Annotated in this window: 21 protein-coding genes; 7 read left to right on the plus strand and 14 right to left on the minus strand. The window is 58.6% G+C overall.

Annotated features, from left to right (window positions below; genetic code table 11):
• Positions 1-280: 280 nt before the first annotated feature.
• From FHK92_RS18935 to FHK92_RS18945, 3 genes are all read left to right on the plus strand, one after another.
• Entirely contained in the window at positions 281-640 is a 360-nt protein-coding gene (locus FHK92_RS18935) for a DUF6124 family protein (RefSeq protein ID WP_181289392.1), read from the plus strand.
• 227 nt (positions 641-867) lie between these two features.
• Positions 868-1,131 carry a helix-turn-helix transcriptional regulator gene (locus FHK92_RS18940; RefSeq protein ID WP_181289393.1) on the plus strand — a complete coding sequence of 88 codons (264 nt, stop codon included), beginning with the start codon at positions 868-870 and terminating at the stop codon, positions 1,129-1,131.
• Positions 1,131-1,541, plus strand: coding sequence for a HipA N-terminal domain-containing protein (locus tag FHK92_RS18945; RefSeq protein WP_258232689.1), 411 nt, complete (start codon positions 1,131-1,133; stop codon positions 1,539-1,541). Before FHK92_RS18940 ends, FHK92_RS18945 begins: the two co-directional genes overlap by 1 nt.
• Before the next feature lie 167 nt (positions 1,542-1,708).
• Here FHK92_RS18945 and FHK92_RS18950 read toward each other — a convergent pair whose 3' ends face one another.
• The 11 genes from FHK92_RS18950 to exaC form a co-directional block, all read right to left on the minus strand.
• Complete coding sequence (locus FHK92_RS18950) at positions 1,709-4,426, minus strand: DEAD/DEAH box helicase (protein WP_181289394.1); 2,718 nt, start codon at positions 4,424-4,426, stop codon at positions 1,709-1,711.
• Between the two features lies 1 nt (position 4,427).
• A complete protein-coding gene (locus FHK92_RS18955) occupies positions 4,428-6,368 on the minus strand; it encodes a site-specific DNA-methyltransferase (RefSeq protein ID WP_258232690.1) in 1,941 nt (646 codons plus the stop codon).
• Positions 6,369-6,929: 561 nt separating this feature from the next.
• Positions 6,930-7,661: a LexA family transcriptional regulator gene (locus tag FHK92_RS18960; protein WP_181289395.1), complete on the minus strand. Its 732-nt coding sequence runs from the start codon at positions 7,659-7,661 to the stop codon at positions 6,930-6,932.
• A gap of 194 nt (positions 7,662-7,855) precedes the next feature.
• Complete coding sequence (ppa, locus tag FHK92_RS18965) at positions 7,856-8,383, minus strand: inorganic diphosphatase (protein WP_003205933.1); 528 nt, start codon at positions 8,381-8,383, stop codon at positions 7,856-7,858.
• Positions 8,384-8,485: 102 nt separating this feature from the next.
• On the minus strand, positions 8,486-9,307 hold the full coding sequence (locus tag FHK92_RS18970; RefSeq protein WP_181289396.1) for a M90 family metallopeptidase: 822 nt from the start codon (positions 9,305-9,307) through the stop codon (positions 8,486-8,488).
• Between the two features lie 6 nt (positions 9,308-9,313).
• A complete protein-coding gene (locus FHK92_RS18975; protein ID WP_181289397.1) occupies positions 9,314-9,970 on the minus strand; it encodes a DedA family protein in 657 nt (218 codons plus the stop codon).
• Between the two features lie 742 nt (positions 9,971-10,712).
• Positions 10,713-11,174 (minus strand): GNAT family N-acetyltransferase, encoded by a 462-nt coding sequence (locus FHK92_RS18980; protein ID WP_181289398.1) that lies wholly within the window; start codon positions 11,172-11,174, stop codon positions 10,713-10,715.
• A gap of 106 nt (positions 11,175-11,280) precedes the next feature.
• Positions 11,281-12,105 (minus strand): ethanolamine ammonia-lyase subunit EutC, encoded by an 825-nt coding sequence (gene eutC / locus FHK92_RS18985; protein WP_181289399.1) that lies wholly within the window; start codon positions 12,103-12,105, stop codon positions 11,281-11,283.
• Between the two features lie 11 nt (positions 12,106-12,116).
• On the minus strand, positions 12,117-13,511 hold the full coding sequence (locus FHK92_RS18990) for an ethanolamine ammonia-lyase subunit EutB (protein WP_181289400.1): 1,395 nt from the start codon (positions 13,509-13,511) through the stop codon (positions 12,117-12,119).
• A gap of 207 nt (positions 13,512-13,718) precedes the next feature.
• Positions 13,719-15,089, minus strand: a complete 1,371-nt coding sequence (eat, locus tag FHK92_RS18995; RefSeq protein WP_181289401.1) for an ethanolamine permease — start codon at positions 15,087-15,089, stop codon at positions 13,719-13,721.
• A gap of 259 nt (positions 15,090-15,348) precedes the next feature.
• Positions 15,349-16,869: an acetaldehyde dehydrogenase ExaC gene (gene exaC / locus FHK92_RS19000; RefSeq protein ID WP_181289402.1), complete on the minus strand. Its 1,521-nt coding sequence runs from the start codon at positions 16,867-16,869 to the stop codon at positions 15,349-15,351.
• Between the two features lie 470 nt (positions 16,870-17,339).
• Here exaC and FHK92_RS19005 point away from each other — a divergent pair, with 470 nt between their 5' ends.
• The 4 genes from FHK92_RS19005 (at position 17,340) to FHK92_RS19020 (ending at position 21,917) form a co-directional block, all read left to right on the plus strand.
• Positions 17,340-19,244: a sigma-54-dependent Fis family transcriptional regulator gene (locus FHK92_RS19005; RefSeq protein ID WP_181289403.1), complete on the plus strand. Its 1,905-nt coding sequence runs from the start codon at positions 17,340-17,342 to the stop codon at positions 19,242-19,244.
• 402 nt (positions 19,245-19,646) lie between these two features.
• Entirely contained in the window at positions 19,647-20,996 is a 1,350-nt protein-coding gene (mpl, locus tag FHK92_RS19010; protein WP_181289404.1) for a UDP-N-acetylmuramate:L-alanyl-gamma-D-glutamyl-meso-diaminopimelate ligase, read from the plus strand.
• Positions 20,993-21,640 carry a flavin prenyltransferase UbiX gene (gene ubiX, locus FHK92_RS19015; RefSeq protein ID WP_181289405.1) on the plus strand — a complete coding sequence of 216 codons (648 nt, stop codon included), beginning with the start codon at positions 20,993-20,995 and terminating at the stop codon, positions 21,638-21,640. The genes mpl and ubiX overlap by 4 nt, the downstream gene beginning before the upstream one ends.
• Positions 21,633-21,917 carry a YceK/YidQ family lipoprotein gene (locus FHK92_RS19020; RefSeq protein ID WP_181289406.1) on the plus strand — a complete coding sequence of 95 codons (285 nt, stop codon included), beginning with the start codon at positions 21,633-21,635 and terminating at the stop codon, positions 21,915-21,917. The genes ubiX and FHK92_RS19020 overlap by 8 nt, the downstream gene beginning before the upstream one ends.
• A 289-nt stretch (positions 21,918-22,206) precedes the next feature.
• On the opposite strand, the gene FHK92_RS19025 is transcribed toward FHK92_RS19020, so the two are convergent.
• The 3 genes from FHK92_RS19025 to FHK92_RS19035 all read right to left on the minus strand — a co-directional run bounded on the left by FHK92_RS19025 (position 22,207) and on the right by FHK92_RS19035 (position 25,143).
• Positions 22,207-22,848, minus strand: a complete 642-nt coding sequence (locus tag FHK92_RS19025) for an oxidoreductase (protein WP_181289407.1) — start codon at positions 22,846-22,848, stop codon at positions 22,207-22,209.
• A gap of 27 nt (positions 22,849-22,875) precedes the next feature.
• Positions 22,876-24,594: a C13 family peptidase gene (locus FHK92_RS19030; RefSeq protein WP_181289408.1), complete on the minus strand. Its 1,719-nt coding sequence runs from the start codon at positions 24,592-24,594 to the stop codon at positions 22,876-22,878.
• A gap of 93 nt (positions 24,595-24,687) precedes the next feature.
• Positions 24,688-25,143, minus strand: coding sequence for a MaoC family dehydratase (locus tag FHK92_RS19035; protein ID WP_181289409.1), 456 nt, complete (start codon positions 25,141-25,143; stop codon positions 24,688-24,690).
• Positions 25,144-25,482: the final 339 nt, after the last annotated feature.

Genomic DNA, 25,482 nt, shown 5'->3' on the forward strand with positions numbered 1-25,482 from the left:
AGAATCCGCCGGCTTGTGCGTTTTAGGGGCCGCCGGTAGCTTGAGTCTGTCACTGAGCATCAGTGATCGGGTTTCGCAGCCCGGACTCTATAGGCGCACAACGTCACCTTCGAAAGCAGATCGCCCATATCTGCGATTTCGTCAGAGGTGGCTGTGCGTGGGAGACCCCTTGGGTCTGCCGGTCCCTAGAGTCCCGGTCTGCGAACCCGCGTACAGCTGCCACCCCAACTTCGTTTCGCAGCGAATGGTGGTAGCTCCAACAGACTCTAGGAGCTTTACCATGGCTAAAATTACACCAAACCCGCCAGCTGCAGATGAGCATGTATCTCGCGCTCAGACTGCTCGTAACAAGAAGCTTGATGATGCTGCCACCCGGGCATTGGATTTTTATCTGAAGCCTACCCCAAAGAAAGAAACGTCTGACAAACCCAACAGCATTTTCCGTATTGCGCCGGATATTGATTCGGAGTGTCTGCTTGCCAGTCTCAGTGAGAACCTGGCTTCGGCGAATGCCATGATCAGTGATTTGGCGTTTGATCTGGATGGATCGCGACGGCGTGTTGCGATGGGGATTTTGCAGGTGATTGAGGTTAGTGAACTGTTGGCGAATCGGGCTTTGGATATTGTTGAGGTGAGGTAGGGCGTTGCGTTACTGCCCTCCAGGCGTAAAAAAGGTCTTGCTTGGCAAGACCTTTTTTGTGGGCGAGAGATTTGAATGGGTACTTCAGGTTTGGGAGCGTCAGAAGATTCGCCGCTCAATTTGTGCAACGGGTGCTGCACTACTACCAATTAGGAATTTTGTGATGTTGTGTCTCCGGGGCTACAGTATTGAGCAAAATCTAGATTTTTGACGCTTGGGGGCTACAAATGACCACCTTGTTCGACGTGGCTGAGATGCTGAAACAGGCTCGAGGTGAGGCCGATTTGAGCCAGGAGGCCTTGGCCAGTCGTGCTGGCGTATCCCGTTCAACAGTGGCACGTATGGAAACAATGGCAAAGGGAGACATGAGCGTCTCGGCTCTTGTCCGATTATTGGAAGCGGCTGGATACGACTTGAGACTCGTGAAAGCTGGTCATGAACGCACGGTTGAGGACATTCTTGCCGAGCAGCGTTCCGGAGTTTCTGAATAATGATCTTAGACGTACACGTCAGCGGCAAAACGGTCGCCAAACTTTACCGAGAGCGTGATGAGTACGTCCTGAAATACCTTCCGGGTACAGCTGCGGCGGACTTTGTCAGCTTGGCATTACCCGTGCGTGAAGAGCCGTGGCGCTGGCCCCGCGACCTGTTCCCGTTTTTTCGGCAGAACTTACCTGAAGGATACTTGTTGGGAGTTATCCGTGAAGAGTTTGGCGCCTTGCTAGATGGCACGGGCTTATCACTGCTAGCCGTAATTGGCGGTGCGGGTGTTGGGCGTGTGACGGTAACACCGGAAGGCATCATGCTGGGCGTCGAAATGGAGCCCTTGGAAATAGATCATCTGCTGACCGCTGAAAACACAGCCGAGTCGGCATTTCCAATAAATCGGTCGCGCACCTGATGATCGAAGAGGCTGCAACGAAGCTTTGATTTGACGGAGGTAACCTCTGCTCCCCATGCGGTGTACTTAGATTAAGGAGAAACAGATGGATTTAGTATATAGAGATGCCCTGGCTGGCATCTCTATGGGAACTACTAGATAAAACATGGGTAGTGAGTGAATTAGCGTCACAGTAAAGATTTCTGCTCTGGCCGAGATGCACGCATCCACTCGCGCAAACTTACTAGGTCCTCTAAGTCCACATCACTACCCAGCGAGCCGTCTTCCTTAACCCACTTTAAGCGATTTTTATCTTTGGTTAAAAATAAAACTTGACCATAAAAAGCAGGCACATGTTTCGCTTTGCGCGCAGCATCTTTGCTGTCTTGCTTGGTTTCCACCAGCCGCAGAATAGGCGTGTCTCCGGGGTAGTGTGACAAGCAAACAACAAAGTCTGGATAAAAATTATTCTTATGTTCTCCTCGGACGAGTCTCACGGAGTATGGTTTACGGTCAGGGTTGCGATGCCACCATGAAACAAAGTCACTTTTATCAAGGGCGCGTGCGAAATTCATCTCCTCTTTGTTTAGTGCGGCAGTTGAGTCGTACTGCCCGATCTTGAAGCTTCCTTCTTGTAATGGCCACAATTTATCCTTCAATAAATAGCGGTCATCAGCAAAAATGTACTGAGCAATCTGCGGTATCTCATCCTTTGTTGGTGGGAACACTCCATATATATTTCTAATGGATTTGTTTAAAGGTAAAGCTGCTGCAAATGCCATAGCATCCGGAAGCGGGTCTGCCATGAAGGATTCGGCTTGTAAGGCAATTTCCGAATATAGATCTTCCTCAATTTTGTCTGCTTGTTGCTTGGCGACCCAATTCGCAGCATCACGAGACATACGTTCTAGGATTTTTTGATTCGGAATGTTTTCTGAATCGAATTCTTCAAATTTCCCTCGTAAGACTGGGAGAAGTCTTGCGGCCAGAACCGTCAAAATTTCACGGATGTCTTCCTCTTCAACTTGAGGTAGCTTCGCAAGCACTGCATGAGTTTCTTTCGCCAAAGCATTCCGGTCAGTTACGATCAAAACTTTCTCATCGTGAAAATTACCAGATGTGAGCTCAGTGCGTCGCTCCGTATCCCTTAATTGATTTCGAGCAACCTTGATCGCGTTGTCAGCAAGTAGGGTCGGGATTTCGAGTCTTGCGGCAATGTTTCGAGACAGTAACGACATATCAATGAACTGGGGCTTGCGCTCCGCAGGTAATGCTCCGGGCAACGTGGCGAGGTCGGACCGGCGCGGATAAATACGAACTTCTCCTTGTGCCAAACGATTTAATAGCTGTGATCGAGTTTGGGGCTGAAACTTCGCAATAGTTGTGCTCTGCGCTCCTGTATGACCTGGGGCTATTTGCCATTCATCCGGAGCGTCCGTATCCGAAGCGCCAAACATTTCGGCCTGGGGGCCAGTCGTAGCGAGAATACTTACAGCTTTGGTTTTGTCTGGTTTGTTGAAGCCCATCTTCAGCGAGCTGTCAGAACTATAAGTCAACGGAAACTGCAAGGTTTGCTTATTCGTCAATACCGTAGCGCCGCTTGAGGTGCGTCGCTGTTGTAGTTTTTCTGTTTGTCCTTGCAACTGACTTTGCACCAGACTCGTGGCGTAAAGTGCTTTTTCGAAACCCTTCTGTGCACTAGCATCTGCCAAATATACATATGCGGTGTCGAAAGCTTCAGGCATCGCTATAGCGTTGTCGGGATAAGCGTTTCGCATTGCCAGCGAAACCCGCATAACGCGACCAATAAATTGCATCGCAAAGTCAGGGTCATTAACTGGCTTAGTCGATGCAAGGATAAAGGCACGCGGAGCGTCAAAGCCGGTGCCAGCAGATTGTTTGAAAATTAAAACTTCTTTTGAATTGTCATTAGCAATTGCAGCCATCAAAACTGGGTCAGGGTCATCGGAAGAATGTTTTCCTATTAGTCCTGGAGCCACTTTACAAAGCTGTATCAGATCTTGCTCGGCTTCTTCAACCGTTTTATTGCCGTTCGCCACCTGCACGAGCAGCAAAGGTGTCAACGGTATTCCAGCGTCAGATAAGCGCTGCTTAAGCTGTTGGTTTCGCTTCCAAGCTTGACGCAACACGGTACGTTTCAGGTCAGCAACGCTTTGGATACTCTGAGCAAGATCGTAAATGACTGCCTCAATGTATCGCTTATTTAAGCGTGCATCCACGACATCATCGCGGCTAACAGCGAAGGATTCAAAGTCTGATTTCCCAGCACTATCAAGAAAATCCAGTATTCGTTGATCTTTAGGTGTAGCTGTTGCCATTAACAAGAAATCGGGACTGAGCCATTGTGCAAATTTACCGAACTCAGTGGCTTTATCTAATGCTATATGAGCCTCATCCACGACCATTCCGATGGAGTAGCTTCGTTCCCGAGCCAGTGCAACCCACTCTGCTATGGTTCGAGTATCATCATCACCATCTGCGTCATAGCCTTTAGCCCGCCATTGCGACTTCGCAACAGCTTGCGTCGTGGCTATCATCACCAACCCTTCGTCGGGTTGTTGATTCCGCCCTATAGCTAATGTTGTAGGAGTAAGATCACTAGCGTTACTTTTCAGCGCATCGAGTGTTTGAGCTACAAGCGTAACGAAGGGCACAAACCAAAACCAGACCGTAGGCGTAGCGGCGCTTACGTCAGCTAGCACCCTTGCCAACATGAAGGTCTTCCCGGAACCTGTAGGAGCCCGTAGAAGACAAGGAGGTCTACTGCTGCGGAGTAACGTCTTAGTCATATTATTGATCAAGGTCCGTTGGAACGCTTCTGGCTCCAGCAGCGGACCTTGAGCAGTTGTAATTAAGGCTTGCATGGAGATCGCTGTATCAGACATTTCATGACACTCGATGGGTAGTCTGTCCGCGCAATAGCGCGTCCAGCAGGCTGTAACTATTTGCTGACTTTCCATTTCTAGCTAAATGATCAGCCACGCTTTCGGGACGGCTTGAGTACACAGCAAGGCGGCGAGCAGGCCATTCAGCTAATTTCTGTAAAGTTTCATCATTAATATGCGAGGCGAGTAGCACGGCGAGCTCGCCATCAGAGGCTATCTGCAGGATGGAGCTATCGCCTGTATTGATCATCGCTCTTTGACGGTAGCGTAAAGACAGAAGCTGGGCAGCATGGCTAAGCGAACTTTCAAAAGGCACATCCGCGCTGTCCATTTTATCCATTTGAAGATATGCAAATCCTCCTGGCAAGAATCCCTTGGTTCCATATCTTTCGATAACTCTTCGGAGGCGTTTGGCGCAAATATCACGGCATAGGTTTTTGTTTGGCTCTTTGGAGGTGGCTTCGGTGCTAGAACATAGGATGAATTTTCGCGCTCCGCCGTCTTCAGCATTGAGAGCTAGAACGGCCTGTGCAGTGGTGCCAGAACCAGCAAAAAAATCAAGTACAATGTCGCCGGGCCTGGTAGCTTGCGAAAGTAAATTTTTGATCAGCTCGACAGGTTTTGGATGCTGAAATACTTTTGCCCCTAACCACATTTTTATCTCATCGGTAGCAATGCCTCCTCGTGGACTACGCAAGGCGATCGGCTCCATCAGATCATCATGGTCCAACAACGGATCAAGGGTTTCATTTACCCCGCCAATCCAGCTACTCAACGGAGCAATACGTTCCTCCTCTGACTTGGCGTCCCAAAATTCTTTACGTGAAGGCCGTCCAGTAGCTATGGGCTTTGCAATCCAGAATTCTAAATCGGGAAGATCCTCTCGCAAAAGCGGGGTTTTCTTTTTTGGAAGAATTGGACCTTTTCCTTCGCGGATAGCTTTTAAAAGCGCATCCTTATCTTCGAAATACATCACATCTTTTTCAGCGCAAGGCGGAAAATAAACATGGCGTTTCGCGATTAGAGTTTCAATAGTGTCGCTGCGAAGGGCACCAAGCGCTGCCTGAACAGCAATTTCGTTATTTGCATACCGTTTTCGAATTTCTTTCTCGGACGCAAATCGCCAGACGCTATTGGGGTCACAAGGGTACCAATAACCTGTATCTGGGTTTTGAATTGGATAATAAGTGTTGGCGCGCTCGCTCAAACTTTTGTTAGACGTCATTGGTTGTGGCGACCAATCGCCACGCGCATCATTATCGACATTTCTAAATTTAGAACGGTCCGTTTTGCGACCATTAAATTTAAATCTTGAATTTGCATACACCAAGATGTGTTCATGAACGTGACTAAACCGTTGAGACAGATCATTGCCTGTATCTTTGGTGCGCCATACCAAGCTGCCGAGTCTACGTCTTGGAAAAACCTGTTCCATCAGTAACTCGAGGCGTGAGCGATTTTCATCATTTATCGATACGAGAATCACGCCGTCGGGGGTTAGCAAATCACGTGCAAGCGTCAGCCTCCGATAGAGAAATTCTAGCCACTGAGAGTGACGATACCTATCGTTAGCACCAACAAAGTGGTCGTTATATACCCAGTCTTTATTGCCAGTGTTATATGGGGGGTCAATATAGATAACCCGTATTTTACCTCTGTGAGTAGCGCGAAGAAGACGCAGAGAGTCGAAATTGTCACCTTCAATAATGATGTTGCCGTTGGCATCAGGACTGTCCAGCGAATGGCATTCTTCTAGAACCAGTCGAGGCAGCACGATATCCGCATTTAGGGCTTCGTCACGCTCAATTGCGTTGGACTCCCAGTTCAACCCCAGTTTCTTTTGTGTCAACTGCTCCACTAGCAACCGACGTAACTGAGCGGGCGTCATGTTATCCAACTGAGCTAGCAGGCTGTTCGTTTTTGTGCTCATAAAGGCTTTCATATCTCGAAGGCGTTCCGTGGGGCCGATTATCCGGGGTTAGACGCGGTACGTCACCCACTGAGAATAGAAAATCGTACCCGCAGGCCATATAGCAAATTCGCTAAGGATCTTCCTCGATCGGACAGGCGGATGCCTTTGGCGCCCATGGCAGCTAAGTTGTCAAGGGTTTTTTAAATGGAATAGGATTGTTTCAGACAGTAAAAAGCCGGCTTATGGCCGGCTTCTCGTTGACTGATTCAGTTCGTTTTTGACAAACCTTACCAGCCTTCAAAACGTACATCCGGCTCTTGCGGCCGGCTGTGGGACTTGGTCAGAAAGTGATCTGCCTTGTCGGTGCGAGGCGTGGGCTCGCAAATGTGGGGCGGAGGATACGCGGGTTTGCTTTGGAATCCCAGTGGTAAGTGGTGTGGAATCATTGGGTTAGGGGGATTAGGGGGAAAGCAGGGGGCTGCTGCACAGCCCAGCGGGAGCAAGCTCCCTCGCCACAAAAGCTCTCTGCCACAAAAGCTCCTGCCACAGCTCCTACTGCAGTTCTTGCCACGGTTTCTGGTCTTGGGTGGGTTAGTCGAACACCGGCGGTCTCTGTTTGTTGAGGGTTGACCACCAGAACACCCAGCCGATCACGTGGATGTGTTGCGCGTCGATCTGTTCTGCGCTGAAGACTTCGTCGGGGTAGGCGGCGCTGTTATGACTCCGCAGCCGTAGTCGGTTGCCGGGGATGCGGTGGAGGTATTTGATGCGGAGCATGCCGTCGTGTTCGAGGGCGTAGATTTGGCCGTCGACGATTTGGGTCAGGCCGCGGTCGATGGCGAGGGTGGAGCCGTCTTCGATGCGTTCGGCCATGCTGTCGCCGACCATGGTGGTGCAGATGGCGTCGCTGGGGTCGATTTCGAGGGATTCGAGGTGGCTGCGGGGCAGGCGGATGGATTGGTCGGGAATTTCGATGATGTGGGTCTTGGTTTCGCCGGGGGCGATGGGGACTTCCTTATAGAAGGGCAGTTCGATGTCGGTGGGTTCCGCCACGCTGTAGACGCCGTCGTTTTCGGCGGCTTCATAGGTGGTGCCGGGGCCGAGGCCCAGTGGGGTTTGCGGGCCTTCGGCGCGGGCGAGCCATTCCGGGCTGACGGTCAGCAGGCTGGCGATGGAGTGGATGCGCCCGGGCGGGATGCCACGGTTGAACCAGTTGTTCACGTGTTGGGATTTCACGCCGTATAACTTCGCGAAGTCGGCGGATCGGATGTTGGCTTCTCTGAGAAGGGCTCGGAAGCGGTCGCCACTGGAAAGTATTTTCATAAACGGAAAGTTTAGAGACGACTGTGTTTTGGGCAATAAACATGTCGTGTGAATTTATAAGGCGATCTTTCCGTTTGCGGGAATCAAAACTGCCAATGTAAACGTAGGTAAACATTGCTAATACAAGGTTGTATTAAGTTTGGTCCGGGCATAAAAAACCCCGGTATTAACCGGGGTTCTTTTTAAGTTCGATCTTAGCCTTTGTAAGCAGCAACCGACTTGGTGATCGCTTCGCGGGCGGCGTCTGCGCCGGCCCAGCCTTCGATCTTGACCCACTTGCCTTTTTCGAGGTCTTTGTAGTTCGCGAAGAAGTGCTCGATCTGCTGGATCAGCAATGGCGGCAGGTCGGTGTATTCCTTCACGTCGACGTACAGTTGCGACAGTTTGTCGTGCGGCACTGCGATGACTTTGGCATCGCCGCCGCCGTCGTCGGTCATGTTCAGGATGCCGACTGGACGGGCGCGGATGACCGAGCCTGGGGCCACTGGGTATGGAGTTACGACCAGCACGTCGAGGGGGTCGCCGTCGTCGGCCAGGGTGTTGGGGATGTAACCGTAGTTGGCCGGGTAGAACATCGGGGTGGCCATGAAACGGTCAACGAACAGGCAATCGCTGTCTTTGTCGATTTCGTATTTGATCGGGGCGTGGTTGGCCGGGATTTCGATCGCGACGTAGATGTCGTTCGGCAGGTCTTTGCCAGCCGGAATCTTGCTGTAGCTCATTGGGCGGTGCCCCCGTTAGTTGACCAGATGACTGGTCGGATTGACCAAAAAGTGGCGGCGATTATAGGCATATTCGTCCGCTGATGCCACGTTCCCAAGGTCTTAGAGACCTTGGTATGACGCCTGATAGACCGGATCTTCGGCCTGAAGTTGCCGCAGCCGGGCCAACGGATCCTGGCGGTAGAACGCCTTGAGCTGTTCGTACACCTTGGGATAGGCCTGGTGCAGCAGGTCCGGGGCGCTGAAGAAGTATTCGCTGGTGACGGCGAAGAATTCGGCCGGGTTTTCGGCGGCGTAGGGGTCGATGGCGGTTTCTGCGTCGGGGTTCTGGTCAAGTTGGCGGTCGAGGTCGTCGAAGGCTTGCTGCATGGCCTCGGCCCAGTCGCTGACGCGCATGTCGGCGTGCAAGGGCGGCAGGCCGTTGGCGTCGCCGTTGAGCATGTCGAGTTTGTGCGCCAGTTCGTGGATCACCAGGTTGTAGCCGTCCCAGCCGCCGCTGGCCATGACGCCGTCCCAGGCCAGGATGATCGGGCCTTGGGGCCAGGCTTCGCCGCTGTGTTCGCCGTCCCATTCGTGTTCGATGCCGCTGGCATCGCGGTAGCGCTGGGGGCTGAGGAAGTCGTCGGGGTAGAGGACGATTTCGTGGAAGCCCTGGTACCAGTTCAGTTCGCCGAGGTGCATCAGTGGCAATTGGGCTTGGGCGGCGAGCAGCAGGCGTTGTTCCTGGTGCAGTTCGACGCCGGGCAGGGCGGTGAGGTGTTTATCGTGCAGGAACAGCACGCAGGCATCCCGCAGCCATTGATCCTCGGCGGCGCTGATGCCGTCGAGGAAGCTCAATTGTTGGCGCACCCGCTGCCAGGTGTCGTCGGCGACGGGGTGTTTGGCGAGAGTGCGTCGGCGGCGCCAGTTGCTCAGGGACCACATGGGCGATCAGCGCGATTCGGCTTTCGAGGCGCGCTGGCTCATTTTGCTGCGCACCAGGCTGATGATCATCGGCAGCAGCGACACCAGGATGATGCCCACCACCAGCAGCGACAGGTTTTGCTTGATGAAGGGCACGTTGCCGAAGAAGTAGCCGAGGGTCACCAGGCCGCCGACCCAGAGGACGGTGCCGAGGACGCTGAAGCCGAGGAAGCGCAGGTAGTTCATTTTGCCGACGCCGGCGACAAAGGGCGCGAAGGTGCGGATGATCGGCAGGAAGCGCGCCAGGGTCACGGTTTTGCCGCCGTGTTTGTCGTAGAAGTCGTGGGTTTGCTGCAGGTAGTCGCGGCGGAAGATTTTCGAGTTGGGGTTGCTGAACAGTTTTTCGCCAGCGGTACGGCCGATGAGGTAGTTGGTGCTGTCGCCGAGGATGGCCGCGAGCATCAACAGGCCGGCCAGCAGTAGTGGGTCCATGGCGCCACCGGCGGCGACGGCGCCGGCGATGAACAGCAGGGAGTCGCCGGGCAGGAACGGCATGACCACCAGGCCGGTTTCACAGAAGATCACCAGGAACAGGATGGCGTAGACCCACGTCCCGTAGTTGGTCACTAGCATGTCGAGGTAGACGTCGAGATGCAGGATGAGGTCGAGGGGGTTGAAGTCCATGTGTAGCACCTTGGTGGCGGCCCGGCTCGGCGGGGCTGGTGGGTCTGGTTTTGATTATGACTACGGAGTGTGTAGCTTTTTCTTACAAGCTGGGACGAGCGGCATTATACGGTGGGGATTGTGAAGCGCGTGTTGAGTTTGTAGCTGGGGATTTCGAGGTAGGGCAGGTGGTTTGTGGCGAAAGGGGTACCTGTGGCGAGGGGATTTAGCGAAACGTCGCACCGCCCCGCTGGGCTGCGTAGCGGCCCCAAAATCTGGGTATGCGGTGTATCAGGCTGAATGAGTTGGCTGCTTTGGGACCGCTTCGCGTTCCAGCGGGGATAAATCCCCTCGCCACGGGGGGCGGTGTTGTGTCATTGGGTTTTTGGGGTTGCAGAAGGATTGGGGCTGCTGCGCAACCCAGCGGGAGCAAGCTCCCTCGCCACGAGGGTTGCGTCTGGCCACAAAGTTTCATTCATTCACAAGGACGGTGGTGCTAGGGGAGGGCTTTGGTTGTTGGGTCTGTAATGGGGGATGGAGCAGGCTGTCTTTTGTGGCGAGGGAGCTTGCTCCCGCTGGAGCGCGAAGCGGTCCCAAGGCAGCCGACTCGGTCAGCCTGATACACCGCGTGCTCCGGTTTTGGGGCTGCTTCGCACCCCAGCGGGAGCAAGCTCCCTCGCCACGAGGGTTTCACTCAGCCACAAGGGTTTCAGCCAGCTGCAAGGGTTTCATCAGCCACAGAGGCTTCATCTAGCCACAGGGGTCAAAGCCCTTCGCTGATCGGCAGTACGTAGTTCTTGAACTCGGTGTCTTCCTTGAAGCCGATCGATTCGTAGGTTTTCTGCGCGACTTCGTTGTTGCTGCTGGTGGAGACGCGCATGCGGACGGCGTTGGTTTCCTTGGCCATTTTTTTTGCGGTGCGGATCAGGTTGTCGGCGACGAGTTGGCGGCGGGCGTCTTCGGCGACGTAGATGTCGTTGAGGATCCACACGCGCTTGAGCGACAGCGACGAGAAGCTTGGGTAGAGCTGGCAGAAGCCGAGCAATTTGCTGTCGTCGTCATCCGGCAGGGCCAGGTAGATGACCGACTCCTTGCGGCGCAGGCGCTTTTCGAGGAAGGCCTTGGATGAGTCCGGGTAGGGCAGCGAGCCGTAGAATTCCCGGTATTTGACGAACAATGGGGTCAGCAGGTCCAGGTGTTCCAGCGTCGCTTGGATAATCCGCATGGTAGGTCTCGCTTGAAAGGTCGACATGAAGTCTGACAACAACGGCGGACTGCCGTGCCAACGATGCTGCCTGAAAGCGGATCAAAAGCGCAATTGCCAGGCAGGATCAGCTTGGGGGCGGCGCCAGTAGGAAATTACCTTTCATATCGGCGGCGTTTTCCGACTCTAGAGTGTGAACCTGGGCTTCGTCCTTCAGATTGACTCCCGAAAGCTGTCGGCGACAGGCCTCGCGCATCAGGTAGATCAGGCGATGGGCCGCCATGCCGTAGCTCAAACCTTCGAGGCGCACGTTGGAGATGCAGTTGCGGTAGGCATCGGTCAGGCCGACTTTTGGTGCGTAGGTGAAATACAGTCCCAGGCTGTCGGGGGAGCTGAGGCCAGGGCGTTCGCCGATCAGGATCACCGACATTTTTGCGCCGAGCCGCTGCGCCACTTCATCGGCAACGGCGACGCGGCCTTGTTCCACCAATACGATGGGTGACACAGACCAGCCTTCGGCGGCGATCTGTTCTTCGAGCCGCGCCAGGAACGGCAACGTATGGCGATGCACCGCCAGCGCCGACAGGCCGTCAGCCACCACGATAGCCAAATCCACGCCGCCGGGATGGGCCGCCGCGTACTCGTCCAGGATTTGCGCGGAGGCGTCGTCGAGCCTTCGGCCCAGGTCCGGGCGCTGTAAATAGCTGTGGCGGTCGGCTGCGGCGCTGTGGAGCAACAGGCTTTCACGGCCACGTTCGCTCAGTTGTGTACGAATGCCTTGGTGATCGAACGCCAGGTGCACCGCATCGCGCGCTTGGGCGTGGGCGTATTGGAAGTCCAGTTGCGCCTGGGTCGGCAGGCTGGTGCCGGTGCGCCCGAGGGCGATGCGCGCCGGGGTCAGGTTGCGCAGGTTCAGCCAGGGGTTTTGCGAGTCGACAGGTTTTTTATCCATGGGCAGCTCTCTTATCCCAAATGCGCGAGGGCGTGACGGAACGCCGGTGGCAGGTTGTCGCCGAACCGCACCCGGCCATCGGCCTGGGTGAAGATGCCCATGTTCGCAAGCCAGGTTTCGAATTCCGGCGCCGGCTTCAGGCCTAGGGTCTGGCGCGCGTAGAGGGCGTCGTGGAACGAGGTGGTCTGGTAGTTGAGCATGATGTCGTCGGAACCGGGGATGCCCATGATGAAGTTGATCCCGGCCACGCCCAGCAGGGTCAGCAGGGTGTCCATGTCGTCCTGGTCGGCTTCGGCGTGGTTGGTGTAGCAGATGTCGCAACCCATTGGCACGCCCAAGAGCTTGCCGCAGAAGTGATCTTCGAGGCCGGCGCGGATGATTTGTTTGCCGTTGTACAGGTATTCCGGGCCGATGAATCCTACAACCGTGTTCACCAGAAACGGGTTGAAATGTCGCGCCACGGCGTAGGCCCGTGTCTCGCAGGTCTGTTGATCGACGCCGTGGTGGGCGTTGGCCGACAGCGCGCTGCCCTGGCCGGTTTCGAAATACATCAGGTTGTTGCCCAAGGTGCCGCGATTCAGGCTGAGCCCGGCGTCGTAGCCTTCCTTCAAGATGTTGAGGCTGATGCCGAAACTGGCGTTGGCCGCTTCGGTGCCGGCGATGGATTGGAAGACCAGGTCCAGGGGCACGCCGCGATTGGCCGCTTCGATAGAGGTGGTGACGTGGGTCAGCACGCAGCCTTGGGTGGGGATGTCGTAGCGCTGGATGATGGCGTCGAGCATTTCCAGCATGGCGCAGATCGAGGCGGTGCTGTCGGTGGCCGGGTTGATGCCGATCATGGCGTCGCCGTTGCCGAAGAGCAGGCCGTCGAGGATGCTCGCGGCGATCCCGGCCGGTTCGTCGGTGGGGTGGTTGGGTTGCAGGCGGGTGGACAGGCGCCCGCGCAGGCCAAGGGTGCCGCGGAATTTAGTGACCACGCGGATTTTCTGCGCCACCAGCACCAGGTCTTGCACGCGCATGATCTTCGAGACGGCGGCGACCATTTCTGGCGTCAGGCCAGGGGCGAGTGCGCGCAAGCTCTGTTCATCGGCGGCGTCGCTGAGCAGCCAGTCGCGAAAACCGCCGACGGTGAGGTGGCTGACGATGGCGAAGGCGTGTTTATCGTGGGTGTCGACGATCAGCCGGGTGACTTCGTCGGCCTCGTACGGAATCAGCATTTCTTGCAGGAAATGGCTGAGGGGCAAGTCAGCCAAAGCCATTTGCGCGGCCACGCGTTCGCCATCGTTGAGCGCGGCGATCTCGGCGAGGAAATCCCCGGAACGCGCCGGGCTGGCCTTGGCCATCAGGTCTTTGAGGCTGTCGAAGCGATAGGTCTGGGCGCCGACGGAATGGGCGAATGCGGCCATGGGCGGTGTCCTCCTGGTTTCCTATATAACTCAAATACATCCGGTGAACCCTGTGGGAGCGAGCTTGCTCGCGATAGCGGAGTATCAGTCGACAACTACTCTGCTGACCCACCGCTATCGCGAGCAAGCTCGCTCCCACAGAAGAGCAGAACCGTGTGCACTTCTATATGGCAGGCACCGGCCCTTGGGCCCGGTGCCGGTGCAACTTCAGATACCTGTGAGCATAGCGTCCGCCGGTGCATCGGAGCGTTGCTTGGCGGTCAGTTGGAAATACAGGTAGCCGACCACCATGAAACCGAGGAACACCAAGCCGATCACCGTGTTGAACCAGGCCATCGCCACCAGGCACACCACTGCCAGGAACAGCGCGATGCCCGGCACGAGCGGGTAGCCCGGTGCGCGGAAGGTGCGTTCCAGGTTCGGCTCGGTCTTACGCAGCCGGAACAGGCTGAGCATGCTGATGATGTACATGACGATGGCGCCGAACACTGACATGGTGATCATCGCCGCCGTCAGGCTCATGCCCTGCAGATTGACCAGGCCATCGCTGTAGATCGCCGCGATGCCGATGACGCCGCCGGCCAGGATCGCCCGGTGCGGGGTCTGGAAACGCGAGAGTTTCGCCAGGCCGCGAGGCAGGTAGCCGGCCCGGGCCAGGGCGAAGAACTGTCGCGAGTAGCCGAGGATGATCCCGTGGAAACTCGCCACCAGGCCGAACAGGCCGATCCACACCAGCATGTGCATCCACGTTGAGTTGTTGCCGACCACGGCCTTCATGGCCTGGGGCAGCGGGTCGTTGATGTTCGACAGTTGGCGCCAATCGCCGACGCCGCCGGCCATGATCATCACGCCGATGGCCAGGAACACCAGGGTTAGGATGCCGCTGACGTAGGCGCGCGGGATGGTGCGTTTCGGGTCCTTGGCTTCTTCGGCGGCCATGGCCGCGCCTTCGATGGCGAGGAAGAACCAGATCGCGAAGGGAATCGCGGCGAAGATGCCCGGGATCGAGGCGAGGGTGAACTCATTGGAGCCCGACCAGCCGTTGAGCACGAAATTGCTGAAGCTGAAGCCCGGCGCGACCACGCCCATGAACACCAGCAACTCGGCGACCGCCAGCACGGTGACCACCAGCTCGAACGCCGCAGCGATGCTGACGCCGAGGATGTTCAGGGTCATGAATATGATGTACGCGCCAACCGCCGCGAGCTTGGGGTCCAGCTCGGGAAATTGCACGTTGAGGTAGGCACCGATGGCCATGGCGATGGCCGGCGGCGCAAAGACGAATTCGATCAGGGTGGCGATCCCGGCGATCAACCCGCCTTTCTCACCAAACGCCCGTCGGCTGTAGGCAAAAGGCCCGCCGGCGTGGGGAATTGCGGTGGTCAGTTCGGTGAAACTGAAGATGAAGCAGGTGTACATCAACGCCACCATGAGGGCGGTGACGAGGAACCCCAGGGTCCCTGCGGTGCCCCAGCCGTAGCTCCAGCCGAAGTATTCGCCGGAAATCACCAGGCCGACGGCAATGCCCCATAAATGCAGGGTGCCGAGTGTGGGTTTGAGTTGAGTGGTAGAAGTCATAAGTCCTCTCTGTCTTTTTTATTGTTTGATCTGTTGGACTTTCGGGTTTGCTGTGGAGCGGGCACGCAAGGCTCATGCCAGAGCGGTGGGGCATTCGTTCTTTGTGTTAAGTGAGGGCGCCATCGCGAGCAAGCTCGCTCCCACAGTGGATCTGTTGCCAACCCTGGAATAAGAGTTATCCACAAATCCCTGTGGGAGCGAGCTTGCTCGCGATAGCTATCTAAGGGCCAGGCAGAATGACCTGCCCGGCCCTAAGGGCTTAGAAGAACCCCAACGGATTGATGTCGTAGCTCACCAGCAGGTTCTTGGTCTGCTGGTAATGGTCGAGCATCATCTTGTGCGTCTCACGCCCGACGCCGGACTTCTTGTAGCCACCGAACGCGGCGTGCGCCGGGTACAGGTGGTAGCAGTTGGTCCAGACGCGACCGGCCTTGATCGCCCGGCCCATGCGGTAGGCGCGGTTGATGTCGCGGGTCCAGAGGCCGGCGCCGAGGCCGAACTCGGTGTCGTTGGCGATCGCCAGGGCTTCGGCTTCGTCCTTGAAGGTGGTGATGCTCACCACCGGGCCGAAGATTTCTTCCTGGAACACGCGCATCTTGTTGGTGCCCTTGAGCAGGGTCGGCTGGATGTAATAACCGCTGGCGAGGTTGCCTTCGAGTTTTTCCACCTGGCCGCCGGTCAGCAGTTGCGCGCCTTCGCCTTTGGCGATTTCCAGGTAGGACAGGATTTTGTCGAATTGCTGCTCGGACGCCTGGGCGCCGACCATGGTGTCGGTGTCCAGTGGGTCGCCGCGCTTGATCTGCTCGATCTTCTTCATCACCACTTGCATGAATTCGTCGTAGATCGACTCCTGCACCAGCGCCCGGGATGGGCAAGTGCAGACTTCACCCTGGTTGAAGAACGCCAGCACCAAACCTTCGGCGGCTTTTTCGATGAAGCTCGGCTCGGCTTGCATGATGTCTTCGAAGAAAATGTTCGGCGACTTGCCGCCCAGTTCGACGGTGGACGGGATGATGTTCTCAGCGGCGCATTTCATGATGTGCGAGCCCACCGGGGTCGAGCCGGTGAAGGCAATCTTGGCGATGCGCTTGCTGGTGGCGAGGGCTTCGCCGGCTTCTTTGCCGAAACCTTGCACCACGTTCAGCACGCCCGGTGGCAGCAGGTCGCCGATCAGCTCCATGAGCACGCAGATGCCCAGCGGGGTTTGTTCGGCGGGCTTGAGCACCACGCAGTTACCGGCGGCGAGGGCCGGGGCGAGTTTCCAAGCGGCCATCAGCAGCGGGAAGTTCCACGGGATGATCTGCCCGACCACGCCCAGCGGTTCGTGGATGTGGTAGGCCACGGTGTTGCCGTCGATCTCGGCGGCGCTGCCTTCCTGGGCGCGCAGGCAACCGGCGAAGTAGCGGAAGTGGTCGGCGGCGAGGGGGATGTCGGCGTTGAGGGTTTCGCGCACGGCCTTGCCGTTGTCCCAGGATTCGGTGATCGCCAGGGTTTCGAGGTTGGCTTCGATGCGGTCGGCGATTTTCAACAGGATCAGCGAACGCGCCTGGACGGACGTGGCGCCCCAGGCATCGGCGGCGGCGTGGGCGGCGTCCAGGGCTTTGTCGATGTCTTCGGCCGTGGAGCGCGGGAATTCGGCAATGGGCTGGCCATTGACCGGGGAAGTATTGGTGAAGTACTGACCTTTGACAGGCGCGACGAACTCGCCGCCGATGTAGTTACCGTATTTAGCCTTGAACGAAACGATAGCGCCTTCAGTACCGGGGTGAGCGTAACGCATGATGAGTTCTCCTTGGCTTTTGTGCTTATTAGGGAGCCGCGCAAATTCGCGCTGGTACTTAAGCCTAGAGCAAAGGTTGGGCCATTGCCTTGCAGGGCCCGGAAATCAAGACTTTAGGAGGAGTTGACCGGACAAACGGAGGGGGGTTGTCACGGTTGCGATACGCAGGGTGTGACAGTTTGTGCCATGGGTGAGACAGTCTGTGACCGGCAGGTCGCGCCAGCATTGCAAAGGTCGGTGGGCTGGAGGATGCTGGCTCCGACGGCGAGGCCATGGACGGACCGCTATTGTGGCGAGGGAGCTTGCTCCCGCTGGACCACGAAGCGGTCCCCTCAAAGCCAACTCGGTCAGCCTGATGCACCGCGTGCTCAGGTTTTGGGGCTGCTGCGCAACCCAGCGGGAGCAAGCTCCCTCGCCACGGAGCAGTGTGTCTGCAGGTCCAAACGGTCCTTCGGGGAGAACAATAAGAAATGCACAGCAACCACTTGAGTCGCCATGCCCAGCAAGTCCTGACGGTCACCCAGGGCAAGGCCCATTTGCACGGCCCTGGCAGCGATCCGTCGATTGCCCGTTCCTGGCTGCGCTGCCTCGAGGATTATCACCTCGATCCGGCCCAGAACCTGGCGCCGACGGTGCTTGAGCACGGTCGAGTGCTGGAGAGCCGCGAACGTTTGCAGCAAGTGCTGCACATCGCCGGCACGGAAATGACCAGCCTGCATCAACAACTCTCCGGCGCCGGCCACGCGGTGCTGCTGACCGACGCCCGGGGCGTGATCCTCAATTGCGTCACTGCCCCCAGCGAACGGAAGATTTTCGAACGGGCCGGCCTCTGGCTCGGCGCCGACTGGAGCGAAGCCTGCGAGGGCACCAACGGCATCGGCACCTGCCTGGTGGAGCGCCAAGCCCTGACCATCCACCAGGAAGAACATTTTCGCGGCCGCCACACCGGCCTGACCTGCTCGGCCAGCCCGGTGTTCGATCCCCAAGGCGAACTGCTGGCGGTGCTCGACGTATCTTCGGCCCGGCCGGACGTGTCGCGCCAGAGCCAGTTCCACACCATGGCCCTGGTCAATCTCTCGGCGAAGATGATCGAGAGCTGTTATTTCCTGCGTTGCTTCGACAATCAATGGTTGCTGCGCTTCCACTTGCAGGCCGAGTCGGTGGGGTTGTTCAGCGAAGGGTTGATGGCGTTCGACGGCGAGGGGCGGATCTGCGCGGTGAACCAGAGCGCGCTGAACCTGCTCGGGCATGTTCGTGGCGGCTTGCTCGGTCAGCGGGTCGAGGACTTTTTCGATTGTTCCCTGGACGAATTGATGGGCCGGGCCAGCGCCCAGGCCAGCGCCAGTTGGCCGTTGCGCACCCGTGACGGCCGGCATTTGTTCGCCGTGTTGCGCGGGCAGCCGCGCAGTGTGCCGGTGCCGATTGCGCCGGCATTCAAGGTTATCGAACCCGCGCGCCTGCCGGGTATCTGCCTGGGGGATGCGGCGTTGCAGGAGCATTTTCGCAAGGCACTGCGGGTCTACGAGCGCGATGTGCCGCTGCTGATCCATGGTGAAACCGGCTCCGGCAAGGAGGCGTTTGCCAAGGCAGTGCACCACGCCAGCCAGCGTGCCGGGAAAAATTTCGTCGCCCTCAACTGCGCGGCCATTCCGGAAAGTCTGATCGAAAGCGAGCTGTTCGGTTATCGCGGCGGCAGTTTTACCGGGGCACGCAAGGAAGGCATGCGTGGCAAGCTGCAACAGGCCGACGGCGGCACGTTGTTCCTCGATGAAATCGGCGACATGCCCCTGGCGTTGCAGACCCGCTTGCTGCGGGTGCTGGAGGATCGCCAAGTGGTGCCCATCGGCGGCGAGCCCGAAGCGGTGAACGTGCGAATCATCAGCGCCACCCACCGGCAGTTGCTCGACCGGGTGCGGGACGGCAGTTTTCGTGAGGATTTGTACTACCGGCTCAACGGCCTGGAGATCCCGCTGCCGGCGTTGCGTGAGCGCAGTGACAAGTCGCAGTTGTTGGACTTCTTGTTGGCCGAAGAGAGTGGGGTCGAGACGGTGTTTATCGACGAACCGGCGCGCCAGGCATTGTTGGGGTTCGACTGGCCGGGCAACGTTCGGCAATTGCGTAATGTGCTGCGAACCCTTGCAGCGTTGTGCGACGGCGGGCGGATCGGGTTGGAAGACTTGCCGGCCATGATCCGCCAGCGCTCGGTTTCGGCGATTGAACCTCCGACTGAACACCCATTGGAAGACGCTGAGCGCCTGGCGTTGCTCGACGCCCTGGAGCGCCAGCGCTGGCATATGACTCACACCGCTGAGCAACTGGGTATCAGCCGCAACACCCTCTACCGCAAGCTGCGCAAGCACGCGATTGCCCGCTGAATCACTGATAATTAATCTGCTGACTGCTGACTGCTGACTGCTGACTGCTGACTGCTGACTGCTGTTGTGGCGAGGGAGCTTGCTCCCGCTGGGCTGCGCAGCAGCCCCACGTTTTCTTTCCACCCTGAAACCGAAGGCGACTGCTGCGCAGTCGAGCGGGAGCAAGCTCCCTCGCCACAAAAGCAGCCAGTAGCAAGCCGGGGTTGTGCGATCAACTGTGGGAGCGAGCTTGCTCGCGATGACGTCGGCACATCCAACTTCGACGCAAGCTGACCCACCGCTTTCGCGAGCAAGCTCGCTCCCACAGGGGATTTGCGGTGTTCGGGCAGTGCGAAATCTAAACACAAGGTGCGATTTTCCCCTCCCTAGGCTAACCTGCGGCCATGTTTTACGAGGTCGACTATGCACATCCATATTCTCGGTATTTGCGGCACTTTCATGGGTTCGATGGCGGTCCTGGCCAAGGAGCTGGGCCATCACGTGACGGGCTCCGACGCCAACGTCTATCCGCCGATGAGCACTCAACTGGAAGCCCAGGGCATCGAGCTGACCCAAGGCTATGACCCGGCGCAATTGGACCCGGCGCCGGACCTGGTGGTCATCGGCAACGCCATGTCCCGTGGCAATCCGGCGGTGGAGTACGTGCTCAATAAAGGCCTGCCATACGTGTCCGGGCCGCAGTGGCTGGCCGACCACGTGTTGCAGGGTCGTTGGGTCCTGGCCGTGGCCGGCACCCATGGCAAGACCACCACCAGCAGCATGCTCGCCTGGGTTTTGGAGCACGCCGGCATGAGCCCGGGCTTCCTGATCGGTGGCGTGCCGCAGAACTTCTCCGTGTCGGCGCGCCTGGGCGGCACGCCGTTCTTCGTGATCGAGGCCGACGAATACGACAGCGCGTTTTTCGACAAGCGCTCGAAGTTCGTGCACTACCGTCCACGCACGGCGATCCTCAACAATCTCGAGTTCGATCACGCCGACATCTTCCCCGATCTGCCAGCCATCGAGCGTCAATTTCATCATCTGGTACGCACCATCCCTAGCGAAGGTTTAGTGATCCATCCGACCACCGAGCCGGCATTGCAGCGCGTGATCGAGATGGGCTGCTGGACCCCGGTGCAAACCACGGGCGCGGGCGGTCAATGGCAGGTGAAGTTGCTCAAGGATGACGGTTCCGAGTTCGAAGTGATGTTTGAGGGCCAGTCCCAAGGCATAGTCGAATGGGACATGACCGGCCAGCACAACGTCGCTAACGCCTTGGCGACCCTGGCGGCGGCCCGTCATGTTGGCGTGGTGCCATCCATGGGCATTGCCGCGTTGAGTGCCTTCAAAAGCGTGAAGCGGCGGATGGAGAAAGTCGCCGAGGTACGCGGCATCACCATTTATGACGACTTCGCCCACCACCCGACCGCTATCGCCACCACGCTCGACGGTTTGCGCAAGCGCATCGGTGATGCGCCACTGATCGCGATCATCGAGCCGCGCTCCAACTCGATGAAGCTCGGCGCCCATCGCGACGGTTTGCCGGAAAGCGTGGTCGATGCCGACCAGGTGATCTGGTACGCACCGGCCAACCTGGGCTGGGACCTCGCTGCCACCGCCGCGCTGTGCACGGTGCCGTCGATCGTCAGCGATTCCCTGGAAGGCATCATTGAACGCGTGAAGAGCCAGGCCCAGCCCGGCACTCACGTGGTGATCATGAGCAACGGCGGCTTCGGCGGGCTGCACGGCAAACTCGCCGAGGCGCTGAAATGAACACGCGTTTGCAGGACGGCGGCCCGGAGCGCATCACGCTGGCAATGACCGGTGCGTCCGGCGCCCAGTACGGCTTGCGCCTGCTCGATTGCCTGGTGCGCGAGGACCGCGAGGTGCATTTCCTCATCTCCAAGGCTGCACAATTAGTGATGGCCACCGAGACCGACGTGACCTTGCCGGCCAAGACCCAGATGATGCAGGCCTTCCTCACCGAATACACCGGTGCGGCGGCGGGGCAGATTCGCGTGTACGGCAAGGAAGACTGGATGTCGCCGGTGGCCTCGGGCTCCGGCGCGCCGGCGGCGATGGTGGTGGTGCCGTGTTCCACCGGGACGCTGTCGGCGATTGCCACCGGGGCCTGCAACAACCTGATCGAGCGCGCGGCGGACGTCACGCTCAAGGAGCGTCGCCAGTTGATCCTGGTGCCGCGGGAAGCGCCGTATTCGAGCATTCATCTGGAGCACATGCTCAAGCTGTCGAACATGGGCGTGACCATCCTGCCGGCGTCGCCGGGTTTCTATCACCAGCCGCAGACCATTGATGACCTGATCGATTTCGTGGTCGCGCGGATTCTCAACCTTCTGAATATTCCCCAGGACATGTTGCCGCGCTGGGGCGAGCATCATTTGAGCAGTGATGAATAAGCTGCTGGCGGTGTTGCTGGCCTTGCAACTGACCGGCTGCGCCACCGCCCGCACCCTCGACGCTGCGAAGCCGGGGGCGCCGGTGGTGTATGCGGGGACGCGCCTGGACTTGTATGCACTGAACGGTGGCTGCTGCGCCAAGGACCGTTTTGGGGCTGAAGCGCCGAGCTATCCAGGGCTCGATCTGCCGGGGAGTGCGCTGCTGGATACTTTGTTGTTGCCGTTGTCGTTGTTTACCGCGATAGGTGTGGGGTTTCAGGCTACGGGTGGGTTGTAACAAACGCTACAGTGCCTTGAACTGCTCACAATCTGTGGCGAGGGAGCTTGCTCCCGCTGGGTCGGTCCGACGCTTCGGGCGGAGCAGCCCCAAGTTTTTCCCCCTGAAATCCAAGGCGACTGCTGCGCAGCCGAGCGGGAGCAAGCTCCCTCGCCACGATGAGTGCCTGGCTTTGGATCGGCGTTGCTTCCCATCGCGAGCAAGCTCGCTCCCACAGGAATTGCGTTCCACCTCGGTCCACTGTGGGAGCGAGCTTGCTCGCGAAGGCGTCCGACTCGGCACCACATGACTATTTGCCGAGCTTGCGCAACTCATCCGACTCCACCACCCGCACCCCATCCTGTTCTTCCAGCGCAAGCCGCCACATGGCCCGGGCCAGTTGGCAGGCTTCGATGCCGTGGTATTTGCCTGGGATCAACTTGGACAACGGCCCGGCCAGTTGCTCGGCCAAGCGCGGTTCCACTCGGTCGCCCAGCAACAGCGAGGGCCGGCAAATGGTCAGTTGCGGCCAGTCCTGGGCCTTGAGGGCCGCTTCCATTTCACCTTTGACCCGGTTGTAGAAAATCGAGGACTTTGCATCGGCCCCCAGCGCGCTGATCACGATCAGATGCCGTGCGCCCAACTCCCGGGCGCGTTTGGCGAAGGCCACCACCAGGTCCAGGTCCACCGCGCGAAAGGCCTGCTCGGAGCCGGCTTTCTTGATGGTGGTGCCGAGGCAGCAGAAGGCGATGTCGACCTGGCCTGTGAGCCGTGGCAGCAACTCGGCCGGTTCCCCAACCGGATTTTCCAAGTGCGGATGCTCGGCCAATGGGCGGCGGGAAGGGGCCAGGACTCGGGTGATGGTCGGCTCGTTGAGCAGCCGATCCAACAGGTGTTCCCCGGTCAACCCGGTCGCGCCGGCGAGCAAAACATGCTGAGGCGTCAAGTACATAGTGTTTCCCCCTTGATACGGTTCAGCTTAGTTGCTCTTTTTGTCCTCGTCGTTCAGTGCAGCACTTTGCAACGCTTTGCGCGCCTGCTGTTTGCGTAGCAGTTGCCAGTGGGACAGCACGGTGCGGGGCGCCCAGATCTGCGGCTCCGAGGCTTCGAAATTGTCCGCCTGTTCCCGCTCGGCGACGATGCCCTTGGCACGCTTGAAGGCTTGTTCCAAATCATCGGTCTGGTTCAGCGCCTGGGCGAACAGGGCATCGCCAAAGTAAGTGAAGTTCGCCTCCTCCGAGCAGCCGAAGGACACCCGGTCGGCCCGCGAAGCGGTCATGACCAGGGTCCGTTCATCCTTGAGCGCCGGAATGAAACCACCGGAATAGCAGGCGGAAATCACCACGATCTTGTCACGGTTCTTCAGCGGCGCCAGCACCGCGGCGAGTTCGTCGGCGGGCAGGTCGGCCAGTTCCATGCGCGGTTGGTCGAGGACCAGCTCGTGCTCGCTGGTGCCGTGGCTGGTCAGGTAGATGAAGACCAAGTCTTCCGGGCCACTGCGTTCGGCCAGGGTGGCGACGGCGCGGCGCAGGCTCTCGCGGGTGGCCATGGGGCGGTCGCCGAGGTGGTCGCGGTGGTTCACCAGGCGGATCTGGCCGAAGGCGCCGAAGCGGCTGGCAAGCATGTTGGCGACGTAGTCGGACTCGCGCAGGAACACGCTTTGCTTGCCGTCGCCGCCCAGGGTCAGGCTGTACAGCTCCACCGCTGGCGTCGAGGCCGGGATGTTGGCGAGGGCGTCGTCCAGCAGCCGGCCTTGGGCCAGGATGCCGAGTTCGAGCACATCCGGCAGCAGTCTGCCATCGGCGTCGCGTATCCGCTGGCCGTTCGCCCAGGTGCCGCTTTGCACGGTGCCGTCAGTCAGCACCAGGGTGCCGCGCCCGTGGTAGCTGTCGCTTTCGAACTGGCCGGTGTAGAAGCTGCCATCGGGCAGGTTCAGGCGACCCTCGCCGGTGAAGCGCCAATCGTTGAAATGCCCAAGGTAATGGCTGCCGTCGGCGCCGATCAATTCGCCCTTGCCGGTCAGTGCGCCATCCTTGAACTGGCCGATCCAGACATCGCCGTCGGCGTTTTCGTAGCGGCCGCGTCCGTTGAGTTGGTTGTTCCTGAAACCGCCAATGTAGACATCGCCATCGGCGCTATTGAAGGTGCCCTTGCCCTGGAGCTGGCCGTCGACGAAATGCCCGGTGAACTGGTTGCCGCTGGCGTCGAAGCGCTGGCCTTCGCCGTTGGGCTTGCCGTTGACGAACGGGCCTTGGTACTGGCTGCCGTCGTCGAGTTCGAGGCGGCCGAGGCCGGCATAGCGGTCGGCCTTGAACTCGCCCCGGTAGGTCATGCCGTTTTCCTTGAGCGTCCCTTCGCCGTCCCGCCGGCCCTGCTTGAAGCCACCGGTGTAGCTGCTGGTCGGCGTGGTCAGGCTGCCCTGGCCGTGGAACAGCCCATGCTCGAATTGGCCGCGATAAACCTCGCCGTTGCTGCCGTGCCATTCGCCGGCGCCGTGCCACTGACCCTTGTCGAATTGCCCGGCGTACCAACTGCCGTTGGGGTAATCGATGCGCCCCTGGCCTTGCAGGAGGCCGTCCACCAGATCGCCGCGATAGCGCCCACCGTCGGGCAGGCGGGCATCGGGAGGCAACGGCGATTCGCCGTCGCCGCAAGCGGTGAGCAGGAGAGCCAGGGTCAGGGGGACAAGTGCGCGCATAACGGGATCCAAGTAATCAGGCGACGAGTATGCCGCAGCTATGCGCGTTGAAGCGATGCGAAACTGCATGAGCGGTTTCGCGACCGCAAGGGTCTACACGAAGCAGAGTGACAGTGGCTCGGCGATGTAGGCCGGTTTTTCCGACCCTTCGATTTCCAGGGTAGCGGTCGCCTTGAGCAGCCACTGGCCGGGTTTTTTCTCGGTGGCGTCCACCAGTTCGACCTTGAGCCGGACCTTGGAATCGACTTTTACCGGCTGGATGAAGCGCACGCTGTCCAGCCCATAGTTGACGACCATCTTCACGCCCTCGGGCAAAATCAGGATGTCTTCCATCAGTTTGGGCATCAGCGACAGCGACAGGAAACCATGGGCGATGGTGCTGCCGAACGGGGTCTGCGCGGCCTTCACCGGATCGACGTGGATGAATTGGAAGTCGCCAGTGGCTTCGGCGAACAGGTTGATGCGGTCCTGATCGATGGTCAGCCAATCGGAACATCCGAGTTCCTTGCCGACATAATCCTTGAGCGCTGTAACGGGAACGTAGGGCATTGCGACTCTCCTTGGTTCATCTGTCCTGCTTTTATGGAACGGGGATCTGCGCCCCCGAGAACCACTGTAGATCAACATGGCGCGCCGGGAAGGTCACCGACCATGCTTTTTACGAATGCCGAACCATAGGGCGGGCATGCTTATAATGCCGGCGCATTCATTGCAATGCTGTTCACCCAGGCGCTTTTCGTGGCGAGGGAGCTTGCTCCCGCTTGAGTGCGAAGCACTCATGAAACAGGGCTGCTGCGCAGCCCGGCGGGAGCAAGCTCCCTTGCCACGGAATCATTCCGCTTGCTGGCGTGAACCGTATTGGGCGGGTTTTTTGAGGCTGTGAGGGGA

Source organism: Pseudomonas brassicacearum subsp. neoaurantiaca, assembly GCF_013608025.1.
Classification (GTDB): domain Bacteria; phylum Pseudomonadota; class Gammaproteobacteria; order Pseudomonadales; family Pseudomonadaceae; genus Aquipseudomonas.